The sequence below is a fragment of the Nostoc sp. DedQUE09 genome (genome assembly GCF_034530915.1).
Taxonomy (GTDB): Bacteria; Cyanobacteriota; Cyanobacteriia; order Cyanobacteriales; family Nostocaceae; genus Nostoc.
The window spans coordinates 1-26,135 of the sequence record NZ_JAVRCE010000025.1; the positions used below are offsets into that span (position 1 = coordinate 1).

Here is a 26,135-nt window from a genome sequence, read left to right on the forward strand (position 1 = left end):
CGTCTAGAACGTCAAACCACCCTCTACTAGGGGCACGTCCAACTGCGATGGTCATTAGAGCAAATCTCCAAATGTTTATAAGTACAGGTTGTATCTGTATTATAGATGGCAATATAAAAGCCTTCCATAAGCAGAAAGTTAACCAGGTTGTTAACCAAGTTTACAATTTTTTACACACCTTTAATTATATTAGGTGTAAATTGCTAATTTTTCTAGGGGTTTTCTCATAAAATTTAATTTTTGATTCAGATAAGGTGATAAATGGAGAGTAGGGAATGGGGAATCAGAAGCAGAGAGGCAGAGAGGCAAAAGAGCAATGGATGGAAGAAATAACTGATGCCCAATGCCCCATGCCCAATCCTCATTTCCCTAGAATCACTCAGCTGACGCTAAAATGAGTCCACAGTTAAATTTGATTATTGCTAAATGTTTACCATCGATTTAAGCATCAGAAACACTGCTTTCCCTATCTCGGTACAACGTAAGTCAGCAGAGGATGCTGAGGCTATCTATCAGCTAATTTTGGCAGCAATCCGTTCTGGGAATCCTGACATTGTAGAACTCAAGTGCGAAGGCAAGACAGAGAAAAAAATTGCTGTCCGCGCTAGTGAAATTTCTGGGGTGCAGATTGTTCAGAAAGATGGTACAACCCCTGGTGGCGGCAGACCACCTGGCTTTTTCGCTGTAGCTGCTGAGTAACCAAGGTTGACAAATGGCTCAAGTGGGCATTGAGGTCAAGGATTTAAATTTCAGCTGGCCTAATGGAGAGAAAGTTATCAAATCTTGCTCTTTAGAAGTACCCAAGGGTGAGTTTTGGATGCTCTTGGGTACAAATGGCAGTGGAAAATCTACTTTACTGAGACTGCTGGCGGGGTTATTAGCTCCTAAATCTGGCGAAATTCGGGTTTTGCACCCTGTTGGCTTTGTCTTCCAAAATCCGGATCATCAACTGGTGATGCCAACAGTTGGTGCTGATGTGGCTTTTGGATTGGTGGAAGAAAAGTTGCCACCTGCTGCTACCAGAGCAAGAGTTGAAGAGGCGTTAGGGGCGGTGAATTTGCTTACTTTGCAACGACGCCCTATTTATGCACTTTCTGGGGGACAAAAACAGCGAGTCGCGATCGCAGGTGCGATCGCCCGTCGCTGTGAAGTTCTATTATTAGATGAACCCACTGCTTTACTAGATCCAGATAGCCAGTTGGATTTAGTTGCTGGTGTCCGCCGCCTTGTCAAAAGTCGAGGTATTACAGCCCTTTGGGTGACACATCGATTAGATGAGCTAAATTACTGTGATGGCGCTTTCTTGTTAGAAAAAGGCTCTTTGGTTGATAGTGGTGAAGCCGAACGTCTCAAACAACGTCTGATGGAGGTACAGAGCGAAGCCTCTTAATTAGGTACTGAGTAGTGAGTGCTGAGTGCTGAGTGCTGAGTAAAATTCATTGCATTCAGTACTCCTGAATACTACTAAAAAAGAACTGTAACGCGCCTTTTAAACAAAGGCGCGTTTTAAGTTGGTGTGTCTATCTGAGGTTTGAGTTTTGTGAGGCTGCCGTATTTTTTATTCTGTGTAACATAGTGTTACAGACTATGCATCAATTATTATAAAACTTATGAATGAATTTTGTTAACTCTAGAAAATTGTGATTAAAAACCATGCCCCGTTCCTTACTCCAAGCCGTTTTGTTAGTGGACGGCTACAATATCATAGGTGCTTGGCCTTGCCTTAAAAAAACGCGTGATAGCGTTGGACTAGAGGCTGCACGGGGCGAGCTTGTGGAAGCGATGACTGGTTATAGTGCGTTTCAAGGTTACACAACTCAAATAGTTTTTGATGCCCAATATCAAAATTGCTCTAGTAATAAAGAAATTATTACTGAGCTTTTATCTGTTTATTACACTGATTTTGGGCAAACAGCAGATACTTATATCGAAAAATCCTGCGCTTCTTTTCGCCACCAAATAGCCCAATCTTTGATTTCTCGTGTGATTGTTGCTACATCAGATCGGGCACAACAGTTGATGATCCAAGGGTATGGGGCTGAATGGTTGTCAGCACAGCAACTCTGTGGGGAAGTGGAAGCCACTGTCTGCCGGATGCGACAAAAGTATCATACGCGCAAACAATCTAAGAGTAGGTTTTTAGCTAATGCCATTGATGCTAAAGCGCGGCAGCGTCTAGCTGAATTACGAATGGGATTGTAATAGATATTTAGTATCTAAGAGTCTCTGCTTAAGTTCCTGAATCGATTTTGGCTGCAAATAATTCTCTAAATTAAGTTTCTAAAAAAAATATTGGCGAAAGTACTTGCCAAATACTATTTTTAGCCCTAATATTATAAATCGTGAGTGATCCTCAGTAGCTCAGTGGTAGAGCGATCGACTGTTAATCGATTGGTCGCTGGTTCGAATCCAGCCTGGGGAGTTTATCAATTTTGGATTTCAAATTTTGGATTCTAGATTATCCATCAGAGACTTATGGTCGCTTGACTCGGCTGTGACGTTTCTGAATCATGGGTCTTTTGGTGCTTGTCCTAAACAAGTGCTGGAATTTCAACAAAGGCTGCGATCGCAGCTCGAACATGAACCCTTACGCTTTTTTGGTAGGGAATGGGAACCTCTGCTAGACAATGCCAGAAGTCAGCTAGCTACGTTTATGGGTGCTAATGTCCAAGATTTGGTATTTGTCCCCAATGCAACGACTGGCGTTAATTCGGTGTTAAGGTCGCTGACGTTTTCACCAGAGGACGAAATACTTACAACTAACCACGAATATAATGCTTGCCGCAATGCACTTGATTTTATTGCCAGTCGCACTGGTGCGCGGATGGTGGTGGCAAAAGTTCCTTTCCCTATTGACTCACCACAGCAAGTAATCGCAGCAGTAATTGAGCGAGTTTCACCAAAAACACGATTAGCACTTTTGGATCATGTTACCAGCCAGACAGGGTTAATCTTCCCGATTCAAGAGTTGGCGAAGGAGTTGCAACAACGGGGTATAGATACGTTGGTAGATGGGGCACATGCGCCTGGAATGATTTCTCTCGATTTGCGAGAGATTGGCGCAACTTATTACACGGGGAATTGTCATAAATGGTTGTGTGCGCCTAAAGGGGCAGCATTTTTGTATGTGCGACGAGATAAACAGTCAGAAATTCGTCCTCTAACAATTAGCCACGGGACAAACTCGCCACGCATTGATAAAAGCCGTTTTCAGTTGGAATTTGACTGGACAGGTACAGACGATCCTACAGCTTATATGTGTGTACCGGAAGCGATCGCTTTTATGGGTTCCTTGCTACCTGGTGGGTGGACAGAATTAAGACAGCAAAATCATCAGCTAGTGTTGCAGGGAAGACGGCTACTTTGTGAAGCGCTGGAAGTGCAGCCGCCTTGTCCAGAGGAGATGATTGGTTCAATGGCAGTTGTGCCAATGCCTGTGACTTTGGAAAACCGCGATTTTATGTCTGTACACGATGAGTTGTTTGATAAGTTTGGTATTCAAGTGCAGGTGATGCCGTGGCAGGAAAAACCTCGGCTGTTGGTAAGGATTTCGGCGCAGATTTACAATACTTTTGAGCAGTATGAGTATTTGGCAAAGGTTTTAAAGGGGTTGCTCTCAGGTTAATCTATAGCGCTTCTCGGCCTTTGTAAGTTATGAGAACCCCACCCCCAACCCCCTCCCCGCAAGCGAGGAGGGGGCTATGATGTACCTTACCTGACTAGGAACTGCTATAGTTTCAGGGAAGTAACGATCGCATCAAGGGTCTGTTTTGCACTCAGTGCTATTCTTTTAAGTGATTGCACTTAAATTGCTGAAACTAGGATAACGCTTTACATGGCTTCTGGAGCGCTGCCTTCTAATCCTTTTGTGGCTGCGGGGATGATTGAAGATCCCAGACTATTTGTCGGTCGTAAGGATGAATTACACGCGATCGCATCTCGGATGAAGGGCGATCAGCCTACAAGTATTAATATAGTTGGTGACAAGCACATTGGTAAATCTTCGTTGCTGCATTATTTCGTTCTGACCTGGCAGCAGCGAATATTAAACAACAGCAGTAATTATGTGGTAATTTACCTACCGTTACGGGGTGTAGATTGCCAAACTGAAACGGGTTTTTATGAGGCTGTAGCGGAAGGTTTACTGAATCACGTTCAGGGATGGCAACAACGCAGTCTGCAAAATTGTTGGAAGACTAAACCGCTTAATCGTCAAGCATTTTCAGATGCGGTTAAGCAATGGAAACAGCAAGGAAAGCTACCTGTTCTCTGTTTGGATGATTTTGAAAGCCTTTTGAAACATCCCGATAAATTCGATAATGGATTTTATGACAATTTGCGATCGCTGATGGATAGGAACGCCTTGATGCTAGTGGTGGCTTCGCGTAAACAACTGGATGTTTATGCTAACGAGCATCGGTTTGTCTCTAATTTTTTCAATATTGGTCACACTATTTATTTGAATGAACTAACTACAGATGAGGCTATTGAACTGTCGCGCTTACCAACTCGCTCTACAAATGGTGCTGCTTTGAGTGTAGACGAACAGAATTATGCCCAGCAATGGGGCGATCGTCATCCTTACAAGTTGCAATTAGCTGGTTCCTATTTGTGGGAAGCACGTCAACAAGGCAAGACAATCAAGTGGGCAAAACAGCAGTTTAAACAACAGCTTACTAAAGCTAAATCCCCATCCAAGGGACAGCGATGGCAATTATGGCTGCGTCGGTTAGTTTGGGATTTACCAGTGCGTCTAGGTAAGATACCCCAATTCATTGGTGTAACTGTAGGTGATATCGGCAACTGGTCTGAGCAACCGCCAGTCTTGTTACTCTATGGTGGGCGGAGGACAGGGAAAACTTCAGCGCTGAAATATATACCTTACAGAATACAAGCAAATATTGTACCTTTGCTGGTAGATTTACAAGGAGCAGCATCAGCCACAACCTTAAAAGGATTGGCTAAAAATTTAGCTCAACAAATTATCGAAGCTGCACGGCGATTACCCCGCAAAGTATACTTGCCTAATTCAGATGCCAATAAACTAGCTGAAGATCCATTTCCAGCGCTGCAAACTTGGTTATGAGAAATAGAACGCAGGAATCCTGGTAAGCAATTTCTCCTCTGTTTGGATGAATATGAACGCCTGGGTGAGGTAGTGAAAGCAACAAGCAGCCGTGCGCCACTAAATTTTATCCGTAACCTGCTGCAACATCAACGCAAGTGGATTTTACTTTTTAGTGGTTCACAGGAGTTATTTGAACTTGATTATTACTGGAGTGACTATCTAATTAACACCCGTGCTTTGCGAATGACTTATCTGCACGAGTTAGAAGCCCGCGATTTGATTCAACAGCCAGTAGAGAACTTCAGCAATATCTATGAACCAACTGCTATAGATGCAATTATTCAACTTACTCGCTGTCAACCTTATCTCGTTCAGTTGGTGTGTTATGAAGTGGTGGAGTTGCTAAACCGCGATATTAGAAGAAATAGGCGAGAAGCTGATACAGCAAAAGCTACTGCACAGGACGTTCAAGAAGTTATACCTGTTGTGCTTGAGCGAGGCGATCAGTATTTTCGGGAATTATGGAAGAGTTTAACAGATAGCGATGTCTACGACGGGCTACGCCTACGCTCTCTCTTACGCCGGATAATCTACGGGGAAACTCCCACGCAGCAAGACAAAGGTGTTATTCGCAAACTAACGCGAAAAGAAATTTTGACTCCAGAAGGCAATGCTTTTCAAGTGCCTTTGGTGCAAAAATATATAGAACAGTTGCTAGAAGAAGAGTAATATAACAACCCTATAGTGGTTCTCGCTTGGGTGTAGTACATTTTTGACCTCTCTCCAAACCTCTCTCCTAAAAGGAGAGAGGCTTTGAATCTTACTCCCCTTCCCTTGAAGGGAAGGGGCTGGGGGTTAGGTCTGTGTTCCATGAATTGGGAACCGCTATATTCAAAATTTTCATCGTGATGTGGCAACCGACATCGCTACAGACATAACCAATGTTGCTACAGTCGTGACGGAAGTTGCTACAGCCTGCACGAAACACGGGAACGTTAAAGCAGAAGTTACTACAGCCTGCGCGAAACACGGAAACGTCAAAGCGGAAGTTGCTACAGCTTGCACAAAACACGGAAACGTTAAAGCAGAAGTTGCTACAGCTTGCGCGAAACACGGAAACGTTAAAGCAGAAGTTGCTACAGCTTGCGCGAAACACGGAAACGTCAAAGCGGAAGTTACTACAGGGAAAGCAGAAGTTGCTACAGACACGACCGATGCCGCTACCGTTGCAGCTTTGGGCTGTAGTAGCTTTTTATAGCAGTTGAAATATAGTTTAGAATATAAACTGCTCGTAAAACGCCGATATCAAGATACTTGCAAGCCTGTTGCTTATTGCCTATTGCCTGTTCCCTGCTATAAATTCAATTTAACTATGAAATATCACAGACAGTAGAGGCAGGAACGCCAACAGAAAGCCATGCCAAGATTGTAATTGAGCTTCTGGGGTTGGTTCTGGTGGTGCTAATAGGGCTTCTACTCTTTGTTCTAAGCGATCTGCACCAGAGGAACCTAAGGCAGCACAGCAAATTTCCGATAAGACGGGGCCGCTACTAACCACTAATAAAAGTGATTCTGCTAACACCAGAGGGTCTACCTGCAATGCTGCATAACCGTCAGCACGGAGTTCGCGCAAAGCTAACAATTCTTCCCACAAAGGCTCTGTATTCGGCAACCATGCAGTGCAGGAACGCACCCAACCCAGCCAGAAAAACCAGAACGTATCCCTGTAATGGTGATGCCCTTGCTCATGGGCTAAGACGCTTTCTAAATGAGCCGGTGAGAGAGTTTGCACTAATCCTTGGCTAACTACTAATTCTGGTTGCCAAAAACCGATTTGACCTGCAAACAACGCGCCTGTTTGCAGCAGTCTGGCTCGTCTATCGCCAACATTCACTAAAGGGCAGTTACGGGCAGATTCTACAGACTGCCAACCCTGGAAGGCAAGTTTAATGCATGAAATGGCAAAAAATGCTAAATAAATTAATGCTAGTAAATAGCTAACTGAGCCTGTGTACATCCCACCCATTTGTCCTTGAGGCCCCATGAACAGGACAGCGATCGCAGTCATGAAAATTAGCAAGGGCGGAAAGAGAAACAAAAATAGCGATCGCTGCCACCGCCGACTCCAATTGCCTTGACGTTGATTCCAAGAGGATCTTAACCACCAGGCAACTGCCAAAGCATTCAAAATCATTATCAGATGCATCATTGTTCCTCCCTGGCTTGGCGTGCAGATTGAATACGTTTGGCGATCGCTGCTATTTGCTCGCTAGCTGCTTCATCCAGACTATCAGCAAAGGCAGCAACAACATCGGGATTCCCCACCGCTAGAAATCGCTGTAACTGCTCGTGAGCTTTGATAACATCTGATTGCTGCTTACTCAGCATTGGCCGCCAATAAAATGCCCGCTCCTTCTTGTCGCAGGCTAGCCAACCTTTATCAGTGAGGCGACGTAAAACTGTGGTGACAGAAGTATACGCTAATTCGCGGTTGGGATCGGCGAGAATGCGATCGTGTACATCCTTGACTGTGGCTGAACCAAGTTCCCAGATAATATTTAAAATTTCCGCTTCCAACGGGCCTAAAGATAGTTGTTTAGGGCGGTAGTCGGGTAAAGGTGCCATAGCGATTTTCGATTTGGGATGAGCGGAGTAAAGGTAAAAATTTTACTTTCTATTTGGCCAAGCATTAGTCAGGATGCGTAGTGGTGCTAACTTGGAATGCCAAATACAGCTTGAGAAAATCTATTCTTGTTTTAGATTACAGGATAGTGCAGCAAATATGAAAGTCTAAAAGCATAAAAATAGACTTTTTGAGTATTTTTGTATTGAATTGGCTACATTGTGCATATTTAATGCTAAAAAATTGTTTGCGAATAATTGTGACTATAGTTAGTGACACCAACTAGGTAGAATGTTATTTGCGGCAGTAGTATTAAAACAGGTGTATCCAGCCCGTGAAGTTATTCGTATACCACACTCCTGAATTGACTCCAACGGATAAAGCGCCAGAATGTGCGATCGCAGTCGATGTCTTGCGAGCCACTAGCACAATAGCGACTGTCTTGGCATCTGGAGGCGAAGCTGTACAAGTATTCAGCGATTTAGATCAGTTAATTGAAGTTAGCGAAAAATGGCCCCCTGAAAAACGTCTGCGGGCTGGAGAACGCGGCGGCGCGAAAGTAGCTGGTTTTGAGTTGGGAAACTCTCCCCTCGACTGCACACCAGAATTAGTGCAAGGGCGGCGTTTGTTTATCAGTACCACAAACGGCACTCGTGCTTTACAAAGGGTACAAGACTCCCCAAATGTCTTAGCAGCAGCCTTGATTAACCGGGCGGCGGTGGTGCAATTTCTCTTAGATAAGCAACCAGAGACAGTGTGGATTGTCGGTTCCGGTTGGGAAGGCAGTTTTTCTTTAGAGGATACAGTTTGTGCGGGTGCGATCGCTCATAGTATTTTGCAGCAAACCAAGCTGTCACCTGAAGAACTCGCTGGTAACGATGAAGTAATTAGTGCGATCGCTCTTTACTCTCAATGGCAAGATAACTTATTAGGATTAATTCACCAAGCTAGTCACGGACAACGATTGTTACGTCTTGACTGTCACGAAGATTTAAAATATTGTTCCCAAACTGATATTTTAGATGTCTTGCCCATACAACATGAAACGGGAGTATTAAAAAGTCAAAAGAAATAGGGAGTGGGGAGCAGCACTTCGGCTACGCTCAGTGACCGAGGAGCAGAGGAGCAGAGGAGCAGGGGAGAATAATCAATGCCCCATGCCCTATGCCCCATGCCCAATTTCCAAATCTGTGAGCATTTGCCGGAGTCTTTGTCGCCAATGGGGTGGATAAGTCCCTAGAATTGTGGCAATTTTTCCACAAGCAAGGACAGAATAAGCAGGGCGACGGGCTGGTGTGGGATATTCGGCAGTTGTAATAGGGACAATACGTTCAACTTTCAAAGGGAAGCCTAGTTGTTGGGCTTCTTCAAAAATGGCAACGGCAAAATCATACCAGCTAGCAACGCCGCTATTAGTGTAATGATAAGTGCCGCTAATTTCTGGCGTTAACTGGGGAATTATCTGGGCTATAACTGCCGCTATATCTTGTGCCCAAGTCGGGCTACCAATTTGATCGGCGACAACACGGAGTTCTTGGCGTTCTGCACCTAGTCGCAGCATGGTTTTGACAAAGTTACTTTTGCCAAAGGTTCCATAAACCCAAGCAGTGCGGAGGATGAGGTGATGGGCGCAAGTTTCCCGAATAGCTTCTTCTCCGGCGAGTTTGGTTTTACCATAAACACTCAAGGGATTAGTTGTGTAGGTTTCTTGGTAAGGACTACAGCCATTGCCATCAAAAACGTAATCAGTCGAAATATGAATTAAAAAAGCTCCTAACTTTTGGCTTTCTTGGGCAAGAATTAGGGGTGCAGTCGCATTAATAGCGGTAGCAAGTTCGGGTTCGCTTTCGGCTTTGTCTACAGCAGTATAAGCGGCGGCATTAATGATGATTTGCGGCTGCTTGGATCTGATAACGTTGCAGAGGGTATCGGGTTGGGCAAGGTCTACTGTTGGGCGTGCTACTGAGATAATATCGCCATAAAATGAGAGGATTTGTTGTAGTTCCTTACCCACTTGACCATTGCTACCAATCAGCAAAATTGATTTTGTCATTTGTCACTTGTACTGAGTTTCGACTGCGCTCAACTACCGCGAAGCCGTTGGCGTAGCCTCTCGTAAAGAAGTATTTGTCATTTGTCATTTTTTCAAGAGAAGCCACGCCCACTTTTTAACGTGGTTTGAATTAGGTGAATTCTAGTAATAAATTTACCATAGCCGTTGGTTTCGACTCCGCTCAACCAACTGAGCAGTCGAGAGTTGAGCGAACTTGTATTGAGCGAAGTCGAAGTAGTCAAAACTCATCAACAGAGGTATTTTTTTTATGAGAAATCACCTTAGTCTGATGAAAGACAAAGTTTTTCCGCCCACCATAAAAGTAAGCTTAGGGTATCCCAAGAGGCTGGGTATCTGACAAAATCCAATGACAAATGACCAATGACCAATGACCAATGACTACTTAATCAAATACTTCAGCAGTTCTGAAAGATTTACCAGCTTGATCTTTAGCTGATAAAATTGGTGGTTCACTCAGGGGCCAATCTATCGCTAAATCTGGATCGTTCCATAAAATTGTGCGATCGCTTTGGGGTGCGTAATAATCTGTAGTTTTGTAGAGAACTTCGGCTATTTCTGAAAGTGCCAGAAAGCCGTGAGCAAAGCCTGGTGGTATCCACAGTAGACGTTTGTTTTTAGCACTGAGTTCATAACCTACCCACTTACCGAAGGTAGGCGAACTTTTTCTAATGTCTACGGCTACGTCAAAAATCGTGCCAACAATCGCCCGAATGAGTTTACCTTGGGGTTGTTGGATTTGATAGTGCAATCCACGTAGGACGTTTTGTTTAGAGCAAGAGTGGTTATCTTGGACGAAGTTCGTAACAATCCCTATCTCTTGAGCAAATTTTTGGTGGTTGTAAGCTTCAAAAAATAAACCGCGATCGTCTCCAAATACTTGGGGTTCGAGTTGGATAACTTCGGGGATTTTGGTATGTACAATGCTCATTAATATTATAAGTAATGTGCCACAGTCTTAATTATGAGAATAATTTAATACTTGTATTTTACAGGTATTAGAATAAGATTTTGACTGTGGCTTTTTTCTTTTGAATAAGTAAATCAGGTTAGTTCAATTTGACAGTCATCGCCAATCATAAATCGCAAGGCTTTAGGACGACGGGGTGCAAGACTCAATTGTGCCCTTTGTCCAATCACACTATCAATAATGCGCTGATGGATGCCGGCAATTTTAGCACCTTCTAAAATAACGCTGTGTTCTAAATCAGTATCAATGAGTGTGACATTGTTAGCGATGCTACTATAAGGACCAATAAAACAGTTTTCTAAATGACAATTGTTACCAATGACTACTGGCCCGCGAATTGTGCAGTTAATTACTTTAGATTTTACCCCGATTTGGACTCGTCCAATAATCTGACTTTGGGCATCAATTTCGCCCACAACTGATGCTGTCAGATAGGTATCGAGAATCAATCTATTAGCTTCTAATAAATCATCTTTTTTACCAGTATCTAACCACCAGCCTTGGAGATTGTGGGCTACAACCTGCTTTTGCTGATTAATTAGGTATTGAATAGCATCAGTGATTTCCAACTCGCCTCTGGTGGAAGGTTGGATATTTGCGATCGCATCATAAATGAGGTGAGAAAAGAAATAAACCCCTACCAATGCTAGATTTGAAGGAGGAATTTTAGGTTTTTCAATTAACTGTAATACCCGTCCTGTTTCATCCACCTGAGCCACACCAAAGGCACTAGGGTTAGCAACTGAACGTAAGAGAATCAAAGCATCTGGCTGTTGTTGACGAAATTGTTGCAGAAAATAACGTAACTCACCTAGTTGAATCAAGTTATCTCCTAAGTACATGACAAAGGGAGAATCCCCTAAAAAAGGACGAGCGACTTGGACAGCGTGAGCAAGTCCAAGTGGCTGATATTGTACGATGTAGGTGATGTTCGCTCCAAAGTTTTCTCCATTTCCGGTTTTCCCTTGGACTTCTGCCCCGGTTTCTGGACTGATAATGATGCCAATATCAGTAATACCAGCCGCAACCATTTCTTCAATGCCATACCATAAAACAGGTTTGTTAGCAACTGGTACAAGTTGTTTTGCTCCGCTGTAGGTGAGGGGACGCAAGCGTGTACCTTTACCGCCAGAAAGAATGAGTGCTTTCATAGTGCTTTCATCAGGATTTAGGATTAATTACAAGTCATTAGTCAAGATAATCTGAAATCTTGACAAAATCCCAAATCATTGCATTTAAATTCTGGCGTTAGCTTATAGGTAACGGGATAACACCTCGGAGGTTGCTTTTCCTGTTTTTTCCCAACTGAATTTTTGAGAGTGAGTGATACCTTCACTAGAAAGGCGCGATCGCAATTCCGAATTAGAGGCGATGCAGGCGATCGCCTCTGTAATTTCTCCAGTGTTGTAGGGATCGATTAGAATCGCCGCATCGCCAGCCACTTCAGGTAAAGAAGAGAGATTGGAGGTAATGACGGGAGTACCACAAGCCATTGCTTCGAGAACAGGTAAACCAAAACCTTCCCAGAGACTAGGAAAAACCAGAGCGATCGCTTGATTGATGATTTTTGGTAATTCACTGTAAGGAACATAGTCAAGGAACTTCACCTGATTAATTACACCCAATTCAGCAACTTGCACTTTTAAAGTCGGGGTATAACGCGAATCAATTGGCCCTACTAGCCATAGTTCATAGTCTTTGCAGTTAGGTAACGCCGCAAAAGCACTGATGAGTCGCTGAATGTTTTTGTAAGGATCTTGGCGGCCAATGTAGAGAAAGTAGTTGCTGGTGGGGAGGTTAAGATGATGGAAGTGAGTGCGATCATGCGCTAAAGGAATTGGAGTAATTTTGCTGACGGGAATTTGGTAAAAATCGGTGATATCTTTAGCCGTAGTCTGGGAGATACAAATAATGTGTTGTGCTTGCTTAAGAACTTGGGGAGTGTAGTAGCGGTGGTAGGCTGTGAGTGGTGAGAAGCTTTTGGCAAAGCGCAACGGTATCATGTCAAAAGATGTGACGACAAAACGACAGTTGCTATAAAGGGGTGCTTCCGGTAGTGGGGAGAATAAAAGACTATATTTGAGATTTTTATATATTTGTGGTAATTGAAATTGTGTCCAAATCAGGCGCTTAAAATGACCTTTTGTGCCGTGGTCTGGTGTTAATTTTGGTGAAATTTCATAGCATTCATAACCAGAAATTGACTGTGAAGTTAATAATGTCAGTTTGAGAGATTGCAGATTTGCAAGAATATTTAAAGCGTAGGTTGTGATACCTGTAGGTTTCTTAGATAAAAAAGATAGATTGACCAGCAAATTTTTAAACTTTTATTTAAACTGAATTTAATTATACAAACAAGAGAGAAACTCTTCAGCAGATTCTTGCCATGAGAATGGTACATACTCATTTTTGATGCGCTCTACCAAATTATTGTAGTAAATCTCTGAATCAAGTAGTTCTTTTAAAGCTTCATACAGTTCTGTTGGTTGAGTAGGAGAGAAATATCTACAAAAATCGCCTCCGACTTCAGGCAAAGAACCACCATTGCTGGCGATTACAGGTTTACAGTGTTGAAGTGCTTCTACCACAGGTAATCCAAATCCTTCATAAAAAGAGGCTTGAACTAAACAGTAACAGTTTTGATAGAGAAAATCTAGTTGAGCATCGCTCACTGAACCTAGTATTTGTATGAGCTTGCCATACATTTTATTAGATTCTATCAAACGATCAGTTTCTGAGTCCCAACCTTTATTACCTGCGAAAATTAAAAATACATCATCCTGACTAGAATTCATCAATAAATCAAAGGCTGCAATAATAGTTTTAATGTTTTTGTGAGGTACTAAGCTTCCAACTACTAAAATATATTTTTTATTAAGTAATTTCTGCAACTTTACATTAAAGATATTATTTTTTTCACTTAGTAACAAATCCTGTTTATAATAGTTACTGCCCAAGCGAAAGCTTTGAACAATTTGTGAATTATTACTACCTAATATTCCTTGAACTTTCGCATCACTATAATCTTCAGCACTCTTCTTAGAAATACATAATACCTTATCAAATAAAATCGAATAATCGCTGTAGAATTTTGTAAAAGCTTTAGTAAATCTTTTGGAAGAAAACTCTGGAAATTTTATTGGAATGAGGTCATAGCATATAACTACAATAGTAACTTTATGCCTTTTCAAAAGTTGTAAAAACCGGTAGTAAGTTTTAGGTAAATCCCAATTAGCATCAGCTATAACATAAATATCTCCTGACTGGATTATAGAATCTTCAAATTCAAGGAAAACTTTTTTGTTTAGTGAATTTGAATCAAACCAATCAATTAGATTTAATCTATAAAAAAAATTGATAAATTTATTTTTTAGCTTCAAAAACAGAGCTTGAAATTTTATATTTATTTTAGTTAGAGCGAGATATTTGTTAACCTCGATCAAATGGTCGTTTTGCTGTTGATTAAGATTAGTCACCCTCCGCATAAAACTACCATCAAACATAACCGCTACTATTTCTATATCTGTGCGGTTTGAGCTTATTTGCAATAATTCAGAAGTTAGCTCTCGAACTACTCGATGAATTCCAGTATTTTTATACGTATGTTTTGCAGTGTGAGTACAATCTATAAATATCTTCATCCTAAAACCTATTTGAAACTATTTTTATGCAAATTTTTAATATTTTTTTACTTAAAAAACTTACCCAAGAAAAGCCATAACTAAAAAACTTAGTAGTTACATTCTTAGGTAAGCTATTTTGCTTTTTTCCTAGTTTCAAGTTAATGGTCATTTATGATGAAGAAACTAAAAAGCTAACTGCTTAATTTCTTCAGGTCATAATCAACCATTAACTCGACCAATTGACTAAAAGAGTATTGAGGCTGCCAACCTATTCCATTTTTAATTTTATCGATGCAACCAACTAACTGCACTGATTCATCAGCGCGATAAAAAGCGGGATCAACCGAGACATAATCTTGCCAATTAAGCCCAACGCAGTCAAAAGCACACTCAACAAGTTCTTTAACAGAGTACGTTTCACCACTGGCAATGAGGTAGTCATCGGGTTGTTCCTGCTGCAACATCAACCACATAGCGTAGACAGCATCTTTGGCGTAGCACCAATCACGGCGAGCATCTAGATTGCCTAATTTTAATTCATTTGCCAAACCTAGTTTAATTTGGGCAACTGCGTGCGTGATTTTGCGAAATACAAATTCTGTCCCACGTCGAGGCGATTCGTGAGTATAAGTAATACCACAACAGGTGTAAAGGTTGTATTTCTGCCGATAGTTGACAGTCATCCAATGAGCATAAGCTTTGGCAACACCATAAGGATTCCGGGGACGAAAGGCAGTGCGTTCGGTTTGAGGTGATTCGTCGGGTTGACCAAAAACTTCGCTACTGGATGCTTGATAGAATCTGGCATCAGGTTTGCAGCGACGAATAGATTCTAAAAGGCGAGAGACACCGAGGGCTGTATATTCAGCAGTCAGAGCAGGTTGTGTCCAAGAGAGAGGAACGTAACTTTGGGAGGCTAGGTTATAAATTTCGTCAGGTTGAGCTTCGGCAATCACATCCATTAAAGAGGATTGATCTAAAAGATCACCAGAAAGGATTTGGATATTGCCAGAAAGGTGATTGATACGCTCAAGATTACTGGAACTTGAGCGACGGACTAAGCCAAATACTTGGTAGCCTTTAGCTAGGAGAAGTTCAGCAAGATAAGAGCCGTCTTGCCCGGTTAATCCGGTGATGAGAGCCTTTTTAGTCACTTTAACAACTTTACTTTTGGGAAAAATAAACCTTTACCATACTGACATTTTAAGATGCCTCTTAAACGGAATCTATATTAAAGGCATCATATCTAAGTTTGATGGAGTAATTGAGGCGATATATCGCTAAATGTTAGATTCCTTAAAAGTATCAGGGGCAAGGCTAAATGTCTTAATTCAGACAACTGATTGTAATTCATGTACGTAATTATGTTGTAATAAACGAAATTTGTAATCCCAATTATTCACATATCATAACTTACTTAAATGCATGAATTTCCATCTCATAACACAAGCCATTAATCCGCTTGGTATCAACAACTTTTACATCTCTAAATCCACAATTTGACAGAATTTCATAGAGAGATTCGGAAGTATACATATTGAAATGATAATTACCTTCATAATCTTGAGAACCATAGGTTACTTTCCTCAAATTATCCCAAGTAAATTGACCATTTGCATAATCAAGTATCATCGATTTAGCATCAGGACAAATAATCACTATTTTACCGTCATCTTTTAGCAGTTCGTACCAGTAAGGTAAGATATGATTAGTAATTTCATACTGAGTAAAATGCTCAATAACATGGGAATTAAATATTTCTGCAACGGTTCCTTTATCAAATGGCAAATTTCCAATATTAGAGATAACATCAACTCCAGGTAATTCCCTTTGATCTACATTGATATAATCTGGTATAACTACCTGCCCACAACCTAGGTTTAAGCGTAAATTATGTAAGTTAGCAGCGATTTTTTCTTGAGCAATGATTGTAGCTTCCGGAGTTTTTTGGGTCTTCAGCTGATAAATAAACTCACTTCTACTCATTTCATTTTCAATAGCTGTGAGATTCTGCGTTTCATATACAAGCTTTTTTAATTCAACCAGCGCATTCACCATGCTCTGTTTTTCATCTTCCATGCTTGCTACAAGTACAGCTAACTTACTTTCTAAACTCCTATTTATACCCGCAATACTTTCATGAAGTGCAACTAATTGATGTTCTACACCTTTGTTTACATCTTCAATACTTTCATGAAGTGTAACTAATTGATGTTCCACGCCTTTGTTTACATCTTCAATACTTTCATGAAGTGTAACTAATTGATGTTCCACGCCTTTGTTTACATCTTCAATACTTTCATGAAGTTCGCCTAGCAAATGTTCAGCACCCTTGTTGCCATCGATAATAATTTTCTGTATACTTTCTTGATTTGCAGTCAATAAATGTTCGATATTTTTTTTGTCATCAGCAATGCTTTTCTTTAGGATATTTAGCTCATTTTCTAAAGCTTTATTATTAGAAATTAAAGCATTATTCATGTAAGTCTGCCTTTGCATAGACTCAAATAGAACAGAATTAATAAAGTTTACAGCTTTAGGAACTACAAAACCATTAAAAATAGAGTTAAGCCATCCCCAACTAATGATTTGAGGCTTTGTTACACTCCAATCTGAACGTATACTCAAGTCATCAGATTGTTTTAAAACTGATTGCTCTGGTTGATAGTTTATCAATTCAGCATCAGTTGTATGATTATTTTGCATATCTTCTTCTACCTCTACGGACAAGATATTATTTTGAAATCTTTGGATAATTTGGCTATCGAGCTTCTGCATTTGAACATCTGCATTAACAAGAGAGCGGTAAACCTTAACACTAGCTTTTGCCATGTTTCTAGCTGAAAGAATTTCTACTCTTTGCTTTGCCCCTTTAGCCAACTGGCATCTTAGATTAGAATCATTGACGAGAGTCAGAATTTTTTGTGCCAACTCTTGATAATTATCAGGTTCAAAGAGAAGTCCGCACTCTCCTTCCAGTACTACTTCTGGTATTGCTCCTGCCCTTGCGCCAATAACAGGTTTACCATGAACCATTACTTCCAATGGTACTAGTCCAAAAGATTCATAACGGGAGGGAAACACAAGAAAATCACAGTTAGCATAAAGTAACTCACGTTTTTCCTCAGAGACCATACCCAAGAACTGGACACGATTGTATACGTGTTCACCTAGTATCTGACGTGCTTTTTCTTCCCAGCCTCCGATATCTGCACCAGCAATCCAAACAAATATTTTCGGCTCTTTAGGCATCACAAGTTTTAAGGACTTAAGGAATACATCAATACCTTTTCTTGGTTCTAAGCGACCAACAAAAAGAATTTGTATAGTTCCTCGCTTTAAATCTTTAGGGAGTTCACCATAATTAGTGACGCTTGTATAAGCAGGCCAAGGTTGTACCCCCAAAGGCTGGACAAGCCAACGATAATCAGGAGCTAAATCATAATTCGATACAACGCTGTTTTTAATATTATTGCTAATAGCAATAACAGTATCAGCACAGCGAATTAATTCCTGTTCCATCTGCACACACTGCTTCAAATCCTCAGTCATTTGCCATCCATTCATTTTTATAGAGACAACGAGTGGAGTTACTAAGCGTACAATCAGTGGTACATTAAATTTAGGACGGAGCATTAATATACCGATTCCTTCAAAATCCCACAGAGCAGACTCAATAGCACTTATGGGACGCTGATGATGAATTTCTTGAGCTATCCGTGCCACTTTTTTTGCCCAAGCAATATTTTTTGAAAGAATAGGTGATTCCGGAATACAATCAGAATTTTCTACAGTAGCTACTTGGATATGTGTGAATGGTCCAATTACATCAATGCAATCTCTGGAAGCACGACTAATAACAGTAACCTCGTGCCCCATTTGTATTAATTCTCTAGCTAAAGTTTGATTATATGCTCCAATTCCCCCAAAAGAATTAGGAGGAAATTCTTGAGAAACAATCAAAATATGTAACTTATTATTTTCAAATAGATTAGCTTCTATATTTTCCTGATCATTCTGATTTTCTATATAAGGAAGGAAAAGAGAATTTATATCATCCAATTTTTTTGCAAGCTGCCGTGGAAAACAAGAGTCATAGAAACCACGTAAAGCACCTATAACTGTACGTGAAGAATAGTAAATTGCTTCCTGTAGTTTCAAATCCTGCTGACGCCAAGCATTAATAAAAAATAAGCAACGCTCTCGCAATAGATTTTTACTGATTAACCATATTCTTTTTGGTAACGAAACTGTTTGTTTCGCATTTTTAATGCCGAAATAAGCAGTATTTTTAGCTATTACTTGCCAATTAAAATTATATTTTCCTTGCCTATTGTGACTTTGTGCAAATTCATGCCTAATATAAGCTTGATTGGCATTCGCGATTACACCGCCTGCTTGCTGTAATCTGACTGCAAGATCGCTTTCATCAAGGTAATAATCATATTGCTCATCGAAACCATTAATAGCAATTAAAGTATCTTTACGAAAAGAACAGTTAGTTCCTAATAAATGACGATAATATTTTGAATTATTTATTTTAGGATCATTAGAAGAAACTTCTACATGAGTACCGAAAGAGTCAACAATTCCAAACTCAAATTGAAATCTAAACTGATTAGCGAAAAATGTTCTTCCACCTACACCTACAACATTCAATGGTAATTCATTGTAACGTTTAACTATTTCAGAAATCCAATTATCATAAGGCAAAGCATCATCATCAATGAAAGCTACAATATCTCCAGAGGCATATCTTATTCCCAAATTTCGTGATATAGAAAGATTACGCAGAGAATTTTGAACTACTTTTATATCCTTTCTAAACTTAAGTAGCTCTTGCGTGTTATCTGTTGATGGACCGTTAACTACTACTACTTCAAAAAATGGATAATTTTGATCTTTAAGATAATTTAAACATCTTTTCAGGTAGTCATAGCGATTACAAGTGCAAATAACTACAGATACCCGCAATGGATATTTTCGCCCATTCCCATGTGTGATTCCATCTATGATTGAATACAAACGTTGACGTACAGCTTCAGGCGTAAAACGGTAAGCTTGTTTAATACCATGAGAAACTAGCTCATTTTTTAGCGAATTATTAGTAAACACTGAATGAATACGCTTGACAGCACTTTCTATATCTATATTTTCAAGAGCGCCAGGCCCTCCACCCATAGTGTCTGCAACTGCTGTTCCGGCATACGCTACTACTGGTAGCTTATTATTGAAAGCCTCTATTATAGGTACACAAAAGCCTTCATGTTCACTCATGCAGATAAATAAATCTGCTGCTTTATAATAAGCAGGAAGGTCTTCATCTTCAACTTTACCTACAAGAGTAACTTGTGTGTTTAGCCCAAGATTATTTATCTTGAAGCGAACCTTGTTGTAGTAAGAATCATCTTCATAATACTTGCCGACTAGATATAGATGATTTTTTTTATGAGGGAATAATTTAACATAATGAGCAAAGATATCTATTAAGAGGTCTTGTCTTTTATTAGGAGCAATACGTCCAACAAACAACCAAATATTATCAATGCCAAACCGCAAATTCTTAATTAGTTTTTCAGATATAGCTGTAGAAAAACTAGGGACAATTATCGGGAGTTCTTGAACCATAATTGCTCCTAATTCTTTAGCTTCTCGACAATTAAAAGGTGAATCTCCCAAAATTAAATTATATTTATTAATAATATCTCTTAGCTGATTTCTTCCTTTTTTACAAAATTCGTATAATGCTGCTTTTTTATGAAAAAATATATGTGGCGTAATATTATGATAAATCATAATTTTGTAACCACGCCAAGAACTGATTTCATTTGCCATTTCTGAGTAGCCACAAAAGTGATGTAATATAACAGTATCTTCATTCATGCAAAAGTCTGGATAATGTAGACGATACCTATCTACTCTAGGATCTGCAAACTTACAAAAAATTTGTGACTGTTCACCTTTCTCTAGAAGCATCTGGTGAATTCTGATTACTTGATTTGATACTGCATCACCAAAATCTAATGCATCTACAAACTGTACATATCTTAAACTCATGCTTTTACCCCAAAAAAATCATTTTTTTGTATATATAATTTGCAAATTAAGCAAATAAAGGTTTCAAAAATTATTTAAAATTTGCTCATTTTCAATTGAATTAAGTACTAAATTAATATTTTTGTTTATTGAATAGGATAACCTATTTGTTTTATAGTTTTAGCAGGGATACCAGCAACAACATGATAACTAGGAATATCGCCTTTAACTACCGAACCTGCTGCTATTACAGAATGCTTGCCAATTTTACAAGGACCAATAACTGTTACGTTGCTTGCAATCCATACACCTTCCTCAATCACAATGTCGTTTCCCTCCTTGGGAAAATCCATCATTCTCTCTAATCCAAATTTTGTATAGTTGTGAGTGCCGGTTAGCAAACTAACATTATGTCCTAAAAAAACATACTCTTCAACTGAAATGTTTCCTGAAGATAAGTTAAATAATGCATTATTGACAACACAATTTGGTGACAATGTTAATTTTTGAGAATCCCCAAAAACTATATATTGAGTTAAATTCACTTCTTTAATACGTTGATCAAAATAACCTTGGGATAAAGCTTCATCTAAATAAGTTTCAAGATAAGATTTTATCCATATTTCAAATTTAGACTTCAAAAATTTCTCAATTAACTTGTACATAATAATTCTTCACATAATCTTACTTTTGTGCTAGATAATTGGAATAATCCATGTACAGCTTCGTTAGTAGCTGATTGGATAACAGTTGCATTTTGAATCCAATCCAACATTTCGTTACTTTCATTAGAACCATCAGCAAATGCGATATCTAATGCATAGCTTCCACCAATTAGGTGGGGCCAAACTATTTCGAATTCAATGATTGTTATACCTTGTTCTGATTTGGATAACCAGTAACTACCAAAATCTAAATCGATCAGTTCAGTACTCCATCCTGATAAGACAGTACGTAACCTATCTACTAAAGCTATCCCAACGTTTGGCTTTCTAATTTTGCCATGTATAAAAGTGCTGACTCTGATTTTAATTACATCCCCTGGATATGCTAGTTTCAAAGTTTTATTATCTGCACTTAACACTGATATACCACTTATTTCTGCCCTACCAGTTCCAAATCTTTCAAAACCAGAAAAAGCTATGTATGGTTTATTGGTAAAAGGATTTAATTGTTTGTTTGTAATTTGACTAACATCTATTGTAATTTCTTTGGCAGTCTCTTTTATTTGATTTGGCGATTCAAAGTTAATTACTTGATTTCTTTTATTTACTTCTTCATGTACCCAAGCTTGATAGTGTTTGCAGACTTCAGGTGGTTTCCCAGAATCTACAATCAAACCTTGATTAATCCAAAGAGCTTCCGAACACAGGCGTGAAACAGATCCCACATCATGAGATACAAATAATATTGTTCCTCCAGTATCTTGAAAATCTCTAATTTTGGCCATGCAACGATGGACAAAGATACCATCCCCTACTGCTAAAGATTCATCTACAATTAAAACTTCTGGGTTTACATTAATTGCTACTGAAAATGCTAAACGAACAAACATACCGCTAGAGTATGTTTTTACTGGCTGCTCCATAAAATCGCCAATTTCAGCAAAGGAAGCAATTTTGTCAAACTTTGCTTCTATTTCTGCTCTACTTAATCCTAAAATTTGCCCATTAAAAAATACATTTTGTCTACCAGTAAACTCAGGGTTAAACCCACTACCTAACTCGAGTAAAGCTGAAACTCGCCCATCCACATAGACTTCACCAGTAGTAGGGGTTAAAGTACCCGCAATAATTTGTAGTAAAGTACTTTTGCCAGATCCGTTTTGACCAATAATCCCTAAAGTTTCACCTTTAGGAACCTCCAGACTAATATTTTGCAATGCCCAAAATTCTTGTGCATGACTTTTAGCAGGCAACAAAATTTCTTTAAGTCTATCTACCGGACGGGCATAACGTTTGTAGCACTTTGAGACATTCTTCAGCGAAATCGCAATTTCCTCACCCATACTGCCGCACACTCACTATCAAGACATTCCAGACTGCACAAACTTATCAATCGGAAATTATTAACTCAGCGATCAAGCATTGTATGCTCTGTTGAAGTATATTGATGATATCTCAAACTGCATAGTTTACATTACCACTAATGCTTATTGATGAAGCTGTTTTCTACTGAAACTGTACTACAAGACATCAGCAAAGGCGGGACGTAAACGTTTATATACTGCAAAACCGCAAAAAAAGATAAGCGTTGCTACTACAGAAGACACACCCCATTCGCCCCAATGCTTCACCTCCCCTACTAAAATTAGATCACGATAAACCTCAACTACGGCTGTCATGGGATTTAACCAAAATACCCATCCTCGCCATGCCACAGGAATTGTAGATGCTGGATAAACAATAGGTGTCATGTACAACCAAATATTTAAAATCACTCCCAGTGTCTGAGGAATATCTCGCAAAAAAACTGTTAGTCCCGCCGCCAAATAGCCCAGCCCTGCCGTTAACAATAACTGTGGTATCCAAACTAAAGGTAATAGCGCCAAAGTAGTATGTAAAGTATGAGAACTTGCTGCTACAAAAAAAATCAGTGCTATTAAACCAAAGGAACTCTCAATGAAAGTTGATAAAATTGGCACTAGCGGTAATAAAGCTAAGGGAAACACTACTTTCTTAACTAAATTTTGTTGTCCAACAACTGAACTAGCAGACTGGATCAAACCACCCGTAAAAGCAATCCAGGGTAGCAACCCTGCAAAGAGCCATAAACCAAAGGTGAAGTTGTTTTCCGGCAAACTTTTGAGACTTAGCTTTACCTTCAGCACAACTGAAAATACATAAGTGTAAATCAGTAATTGTGATAGCTGATTCAGCAAAGGCCACAAATTGCCCAAAACAGAACCCTTATAACGTGCTTCTAAATCCCGGCGCACCAAAGTTCTCAGCAGATCAAATTTTGCCCACAACTGCTCATTCACTGGCAGTATGCGCCTCAACCTACCCCCTTTACGTACAGATGCTCTTACTTTTTGTAACAATTATTATTTCCTTTTCACTAGCTACACACCCAATTTGGCTTTAAAAATAAAGCTTAATACCTATGAAAGTACCTTTGTGTTCTCTGGAGAATACACCATTACTAGAAAATAGTACTTAAATTGTCTTGGTGATCATACAATGAATCGGCGATTGTCAAGTATATTTTTCCTACAATTTTTCTTACAAATATAAATTCTTCCTGGCAACGCTGCTTTTCTTATTAAGGACACGAGTTTTTGCTTAACTCAAGCTATCTGGTTGAGTCGATGGGGAGTATTACCTCCCGCACCTCTCAGTTAAATCTGGGCGTGCGACTTTCATCGCACCCAGCTTCCGATGTTCTTAGCTTGCGCTTTTGCTCATGTGTTTGTAATCGTGGCAACTCTCATGAATTGCTTCAAGATTATTTCTCTTCCAGTTGGCGTGATTTTCATCGATGTGATGCAGGTGTACCTTTTCTTCATCAATGAACTTTAGGCCGCAGGAAGCACATCTATGGTTTTGCTTCTTAAGAGCTTTAGAGGTTTCGCCGTCGTAGAGCTTACTATTGCGTTCGCTCCAGTAGGCGGTGTCACCGTCATAGGGGGATTTTGTACCTTTGACTGATGTGTACTTGTTTTCGGAGTAAGGAACTTTTGGAAATGCCTTTTTAACTAGTTCTGCACTAGAGTAGCGATTCTGTTTGGTTTCCTTGTTAAATACCTTGAAAGCTCTATGATTGATGTGCCATAAGGAGAACCTTGACCCATCCATCTTGCAGAACTTATGGTAATTTCTCCAACCCCTTACTACCGGGGCTAATTTCTCAGCCTTTGTGGTAGCACCATAATTCGAGTTGTTGACGATGTGTTTTACTTTCTTACGGAATGCTTTGAAGTTGTCCACTGAGGGAGTGCTTCTGAACTTTCCATTGCTTTGCACTTTGAAGTGCCAGCCGAGGAAATCAAACCCATCTGTCGCGGCGGTGACTTTGGTTTTCTTTTGGCTTACATTCATTCCGCGTTTGCGGAGAAATTCGCTGATTCTTTCAAGTATCTCTGTCGCATCATCTTCGGGTCGGAGTATAATAACCATGTCATCCGCGTATCGGATTGATGGTTCTGTGATTAACTTATTTAAAGTCTTATCGTTTACCTTTCTACCTCGTTTGTAGTCGTAGTGGTATCTGTGTATACTCTCAATCCCGTTGAGCGCAATATTTGCTAGTAAAGGACTGACCACTCCCCCTTGTGGGGTTCCTTGTTCAGGAAATTCTGGGTTAACTCCTGCCTTGAGGCATCGGAATATTCCGAGTTTTAAGCCTTTGGGGGCGATGAGTTCGTCCATTATTGCTGAGTGGTTAATCCTGTCGAAGCATTTTTCGATATCGAGTTCTATAACTCGTTTTTCTATTCCATTGGAGATGGAGTTGAGATTGTCAAAGATGTACTTCTGTGCATCGTGGGCAGAGCGCCCAGTTCTAAACCCATAGCTCCGTGCGTGGAAAGTTGCTTCGTGTGCTGGTTCTAGTGCATATTTTGCTAGGCATTGCCAAGCTCTATCCGCGATAGTTGGTATTTTAAGCATTCTGGTAGTCCCGTCCTTCTTAGGAATGGGGATTTCTCGTAAGCCTTGATGTTTCCAATCTCCGCTATTGACTCTTAGCCATTCTTCTAAGTAGAAGCGTTCGCTAACAGTGAGGGATTTCTTACCATCAATACCCGCCGTCTTTTTGCCAGCATTTAGCTGAGATACTTGTCTTATTGCAAGAAATCGAGCCGAGGTGGATTTTAGAATGAGCTTTTGGAGTGACCTCGCTTTCCGCTTGTCTCCAACTTGAACAGCTTTATACACGCGCTTTTGAAGGCGGAAAAGATTTCGGCGGAATTTCTTCCACGGTAAAGCTCTCCAAGATTCACTAGTATGTCTACTGTGTCTAATCATTTTCTCTTCTAGAGTTTGTGTATTCTGAACACCTCAGACCAATTACGGTCTGTCCTACCCGATTTGTGAGAGTTCCGCTTCTCGTCTAGCCTACCTGGGGTTCGACTGCCCCAAGACTCCCAAATCGTTTTTATTCGTTCCCTCGGAGAGATTGATAGTTCCGTTAGGCGTGGTCAATTCAACTACTGGATTCCCTTGACTCTTGCCGTTTACTGATCAATTACGGCGGGAATTAATTCTCCAGTGGAGTCAGGGGTATTTGTGTTGCGCCCTGCTTAGGATTAAGTTGCTTTTCTAGACCCGTTTTCGCCGTAGGAACTCCCTGTTAGCGCCAGTGTCAACCCGCAACGGTCGTCTGGTTGCGCCCTGTTCCCAGCTTCACTCTACAAGAACCGAGCTTGTTCGGTGTGGGCAGGTAAGGAGTCAATTCTGAGTCTGAATGGTAGGGCTTTCACCTACATCTGTCCGAGAGTTCAGCCCTTTGATGACAGTAATCTGCTGTCGGGCTGGTTTAGTTATGTACGGACTGATTACCGTGATTCACTAAACAACGAATCGCACGGATCAACTCCTTGCGATCGCAGGGAGTTCCGCTAATAGATGCGATCGCAGCTGTTCTTGTTCCAACTGCAATTGGGTTTCTGATGTCTGTTGCTGCGCCTCAACAGCCACCTGTTGCGCCGCAATAGCAGTTTTTTCTGGTGTTGGAACTTAAATCACTACTGAGTGTAAATTAGCATATCTCATCTTTTTATACGCGTAAGTACAGCTTAAGCA

Annotated in this window: 22 protein-coding genes and 1 tRNA gene; 9 read left to right on the forward strand and 14 right to left on the reverse strand. The window is 40.2% G+C overall.

The genetic code is table 11. The features are described from left to right. Window positions 1–426: 426 nt before the first annotated feature. The 8 genes from RMY27_RS17140 to RMY27_RS17175 all read left to right on the forward strand — a co-directional run bounded on the left by RMY27_RS17140 (window position 427) and on the right by RMY27_RS17175 (window position 6,326). Window positions 427–699 (forward strand): hypothetical protein, encoded by a 273-nt coding sequence (locus RMY27_RS17140; RefSeq protein WP_190731518.1) that lies wholly within the window; start codon window positions 427–429, stop codon window positions 697–699. 13 nt (window positions 700–712) lie between these two features. Then, window positions 713–1,390 (forward strand): ABC transporter ATP-binding protein, encoded by a 678-nt coding sequence (locus RMY27_RS17145; protein WP_322665200.1) that lies wholly within the window; start codon window positions 713–715, stop codon window positions 1,388–1,390. A 263-nt stretch (window positions 1,391–1,653) separates the two neighbouring features. Next, window positions 1,654–2,202 (forward strand): NYN domain-containing protein, encoded by a 549-nt coding sequence (locus RMY27_RS17150; protein WP_109011419.1) that lies wholly within the window; start codon window positions 1,654–1,656, stop codon window positions 2,200–2,202. Window positions 2,203–2,350: 148 nt separating this feature from the next. Further along, window positions 2,351–2,422, forward strand: a tRNA-Asn gene (locus RMY27_RS17155). A 24-nt stretch (window positions 2,423–2,446) separates the two neighbouring features. Further along, on the forward strand, window positions 2,447–3,625 hold the full coding sequence (locus RMY27_RS17160) for an aminotransferase class V-fold PLP-dependent enzyme (RefSeq protein ID WP_322665204.1): 1,179 nt from the start codon (window positions 2,447–2,449) through the stop codon (window positions 3,623–3,625). 210 nt (window positions 3,626–3,835) lie between these two features. After that, window positions 3,836–5,086: an AAA family ATPase gene (locus RMY27_RS17165; RefSeq protein ID WP_322665207.1), complete on the forward strand. Its 1,251-nt coding sequence runs from the start codon at window positions 3,836–3,838 to the stop codon at window positions 5,084–5,086. A gap of 72 nt (window positions 5,087–5,158) precedes the next feature. Beyond that, window positions 5,159–5,797 (forward strand): hypothetical protein, encoded by a 639-nt coding sequence (locus tag RMY27_RS17170; protein ID WP_322665209.1) that lies wholly within the window; start codon window positions 5,159–5,161, stop codon window positions 5,795–5,797. 181 nt (window positions 5,798–5,978) lie between these two features. Further along, on the forward strand, window positions 5,979–6,326 hold the full coding sequence (locus RMY27_RS17175) for a hypothetical protein (protein WP_322665211.1): 348 nt from the start codon (window positions 5,979–5,981) through the stop codon (window positions 6,324–6,326). A 108-nt stretch (window positions 6,327–6,434) separates the two neighbouring features. Here RMY27_RS17175 and RMY27_RS17180 read toward each other — a convergent pair whose 3' ends face one another. Both RMY27_RS17180 and RMY27_RS17185 read right to left on the reverse strand, forming a co-directional pair. Next, the gene (locus tag RMY27_RS17180) at window positions 6,435–7,274 is read right to left on the reverse strand and encodes a M56 family metallopeptidase (RefSeq protein WP_322665332.1); all 840 of its coding nucleotides are present in this window, start codon (window positions 7,272–7,274) and stop codon (window positions 6,435–6,437) included. Further along, complete coding sequence (locus tag RMY27_RS17185; protein ID WP_099102645.1) at window positions 7,274–7,693, reverse strand: BlaI/MecI/CopY family transcriptional regulator; 420 nt, start codon at window positions 7,691–7,693, stop codon at window positions 7,274–7,276. Before RMY27_RS17185 ends, RMY27_RS17180 begins: the two co-directional genes overlap by 1 nt. A gap of 332 nt (window positions 7,694–8,025) precedes the next feature. On the opposite strand from RMY27_RS17185, the gene RMY27_RS17190 reads away from it, so the two are divergent. After that, the gene (locus RMY27_RS17190; RefSeq protein WP_322665212.1) at window positions 8,026–8,766 is read left to right on the forward strand and encodes a 2-phosphosulfolactate phosphatase family protein; all 741 of its coding nucleotides are present in this window, start codon (window positions 8,026–8,028) and stop codon (window positions 8,764–8,766) included. Window positions 8,767–8,853: 87 nt separating this feature from the next. Here the strand turns inward: RMY27_RS17190 and rfbD are convergent, their stop codons facing one another. The 12 genes from rfbD to RMY27_RS17250 form a co-directional block, all read right to left on the reverse strand. Then, window positions 8,854–9,744 (reverse strand): dTDP-4-dehydrorhamnose reductase, encoded by an 891-nt coding sequence (gene rfbD / locus RMY27_RS17195; RefSeq protein ID WP_322665213.1) that lies wholly within the window; start codon window positions 9,742–9,744, stop codon window positions 8,854–8,856. 92 nt (window positions 9,745–9,836) lie between these two features. Then, window positions 9,837–9,986: a hypothetical protein gene (locus tag RMY27_RS17200; protein WP_322665214.1), complete on the reverse strand. Its 150-nt coding sequence runs from the start codon at window positions 9,984–9,986 to the stop codon at window positions 9,837–9,839. 161 nt (window positions 9,987–10,147) lie between these two features. Next, a complete protein-coding gene (gene rfbC, locus RMY27_RS17205) occupies window positions 10,148–10,693 on the reverse strand; it encodes a dTDP-4-dehydrorhamnose 3,5-epimerase (protein WP_322665215.1) in 546 nt (181 codons plus the stop codon). A gap of 113 nt (window positions 10,694–10,806) precedes the next feature. Next, a complete protein-coding gene (locus RMY27_RS17210; protein ID WP_322665217.1) occupies window positions 10,807–11,883 on the reverse strand; it encodes a glucose-1-phosphate thymidylyltransferase in 1,077 nt (358 codons plus the stop codon). 102 nt (window positions 11,884–11,985) lie between these two features. After that, entirely contained in the window at window positions 11,986–13,047 is a 1,062-nt protein-coding gene (locus tag RMY27_RS17215) for a glycosyltransferase family 1 protein (protein WP_322665218.1), read from the reverse strand. A gap of 27 nt (window positions 13,048–13,074) precedes the next feature. Further along, a complete protein-coding gene (locus RMY27_RS17220) occupies window positions 13,075–14,373 on the reverse strand; it encodes a glycosyltransferase family 1 protein (RefSeq protein WP_322665219.1) in 1,299 nt (432 codons plus the stop codon). 173 nt (window positions 14,374–14,546) lie between these two features. Continuing rightward, window positions 14,547–15,509, reverse strand: coding sequence for a GDP-mannose 4,6-dehydratase (locus RMY27_RS17225; RefSeq protein WP_322665221.1), 963 nt, complete (start codon window positions 15,507–15,509; stop codon window positions 14,547–14,549). A 259-nt stretch (window positions 15,510–15,768) separates the two neighbouring features. Beyond that, window positions 15,769–20,412 (reverse strand): glycosyltransferase, encoded by a 4,644-nt coding sequence (locus RMY27_RS17230; RefSeq protein WP_322665222.1) that lies wholly within the window; start codon window positions 20,410–20,412, stop codon window positions 15,769–15,771. A gap of 125 nt (window positions 20,413–20,537) precedes the next feature. Then, window positions 20,538–21,032, reverse strand: a complete 495-nt coding sequence (locus RMY27_RS17235; RefSeq protein WP_322665223.1) for an acyltransferase — start codon at window positions 21,030–21,032, stop codon at window positions 20,538–20,540. A gap of 11 nt (window positions 21,033–21,043) precedes the next feature. Further along, on the reverse strand, window positions 21,044–22,399 hold the full coding sequence (locus tag RMY27_RS17240) for an ABC transporter ATP-binding protein (protein ID WP_322665224.1): 1,356 nt from the start codon (window positions 22,397–22,399) through the stop codon (window positions 21,044–21,046). 177 nt (window positions 22,400–22,576) lie between these two features. Further along, entirely contained in the window at window positions 22,577–23,434 is an 858-nt protein-coding gene (locus tag RMY27_RS17245; RefSeq protein WP_416212351.1) for an ABC transporter permease, read from the reverse strand. Between the two features lie 343 nt (window positions 23,435–23,777). Further along, window positions 23,778–25,358, reverse strand: a complete 1,581-nt coding sequence (locus RMY27_RS17250) for a group II intron reverse transcriptase/maturase (RefSeq protein WP_322665227.1) — start codon at window positions 25,356–25,358, stop codon at window positions 23,778–23,780. Window positions 25,359–26,135 lie beyond the last annotated feature (777 nt).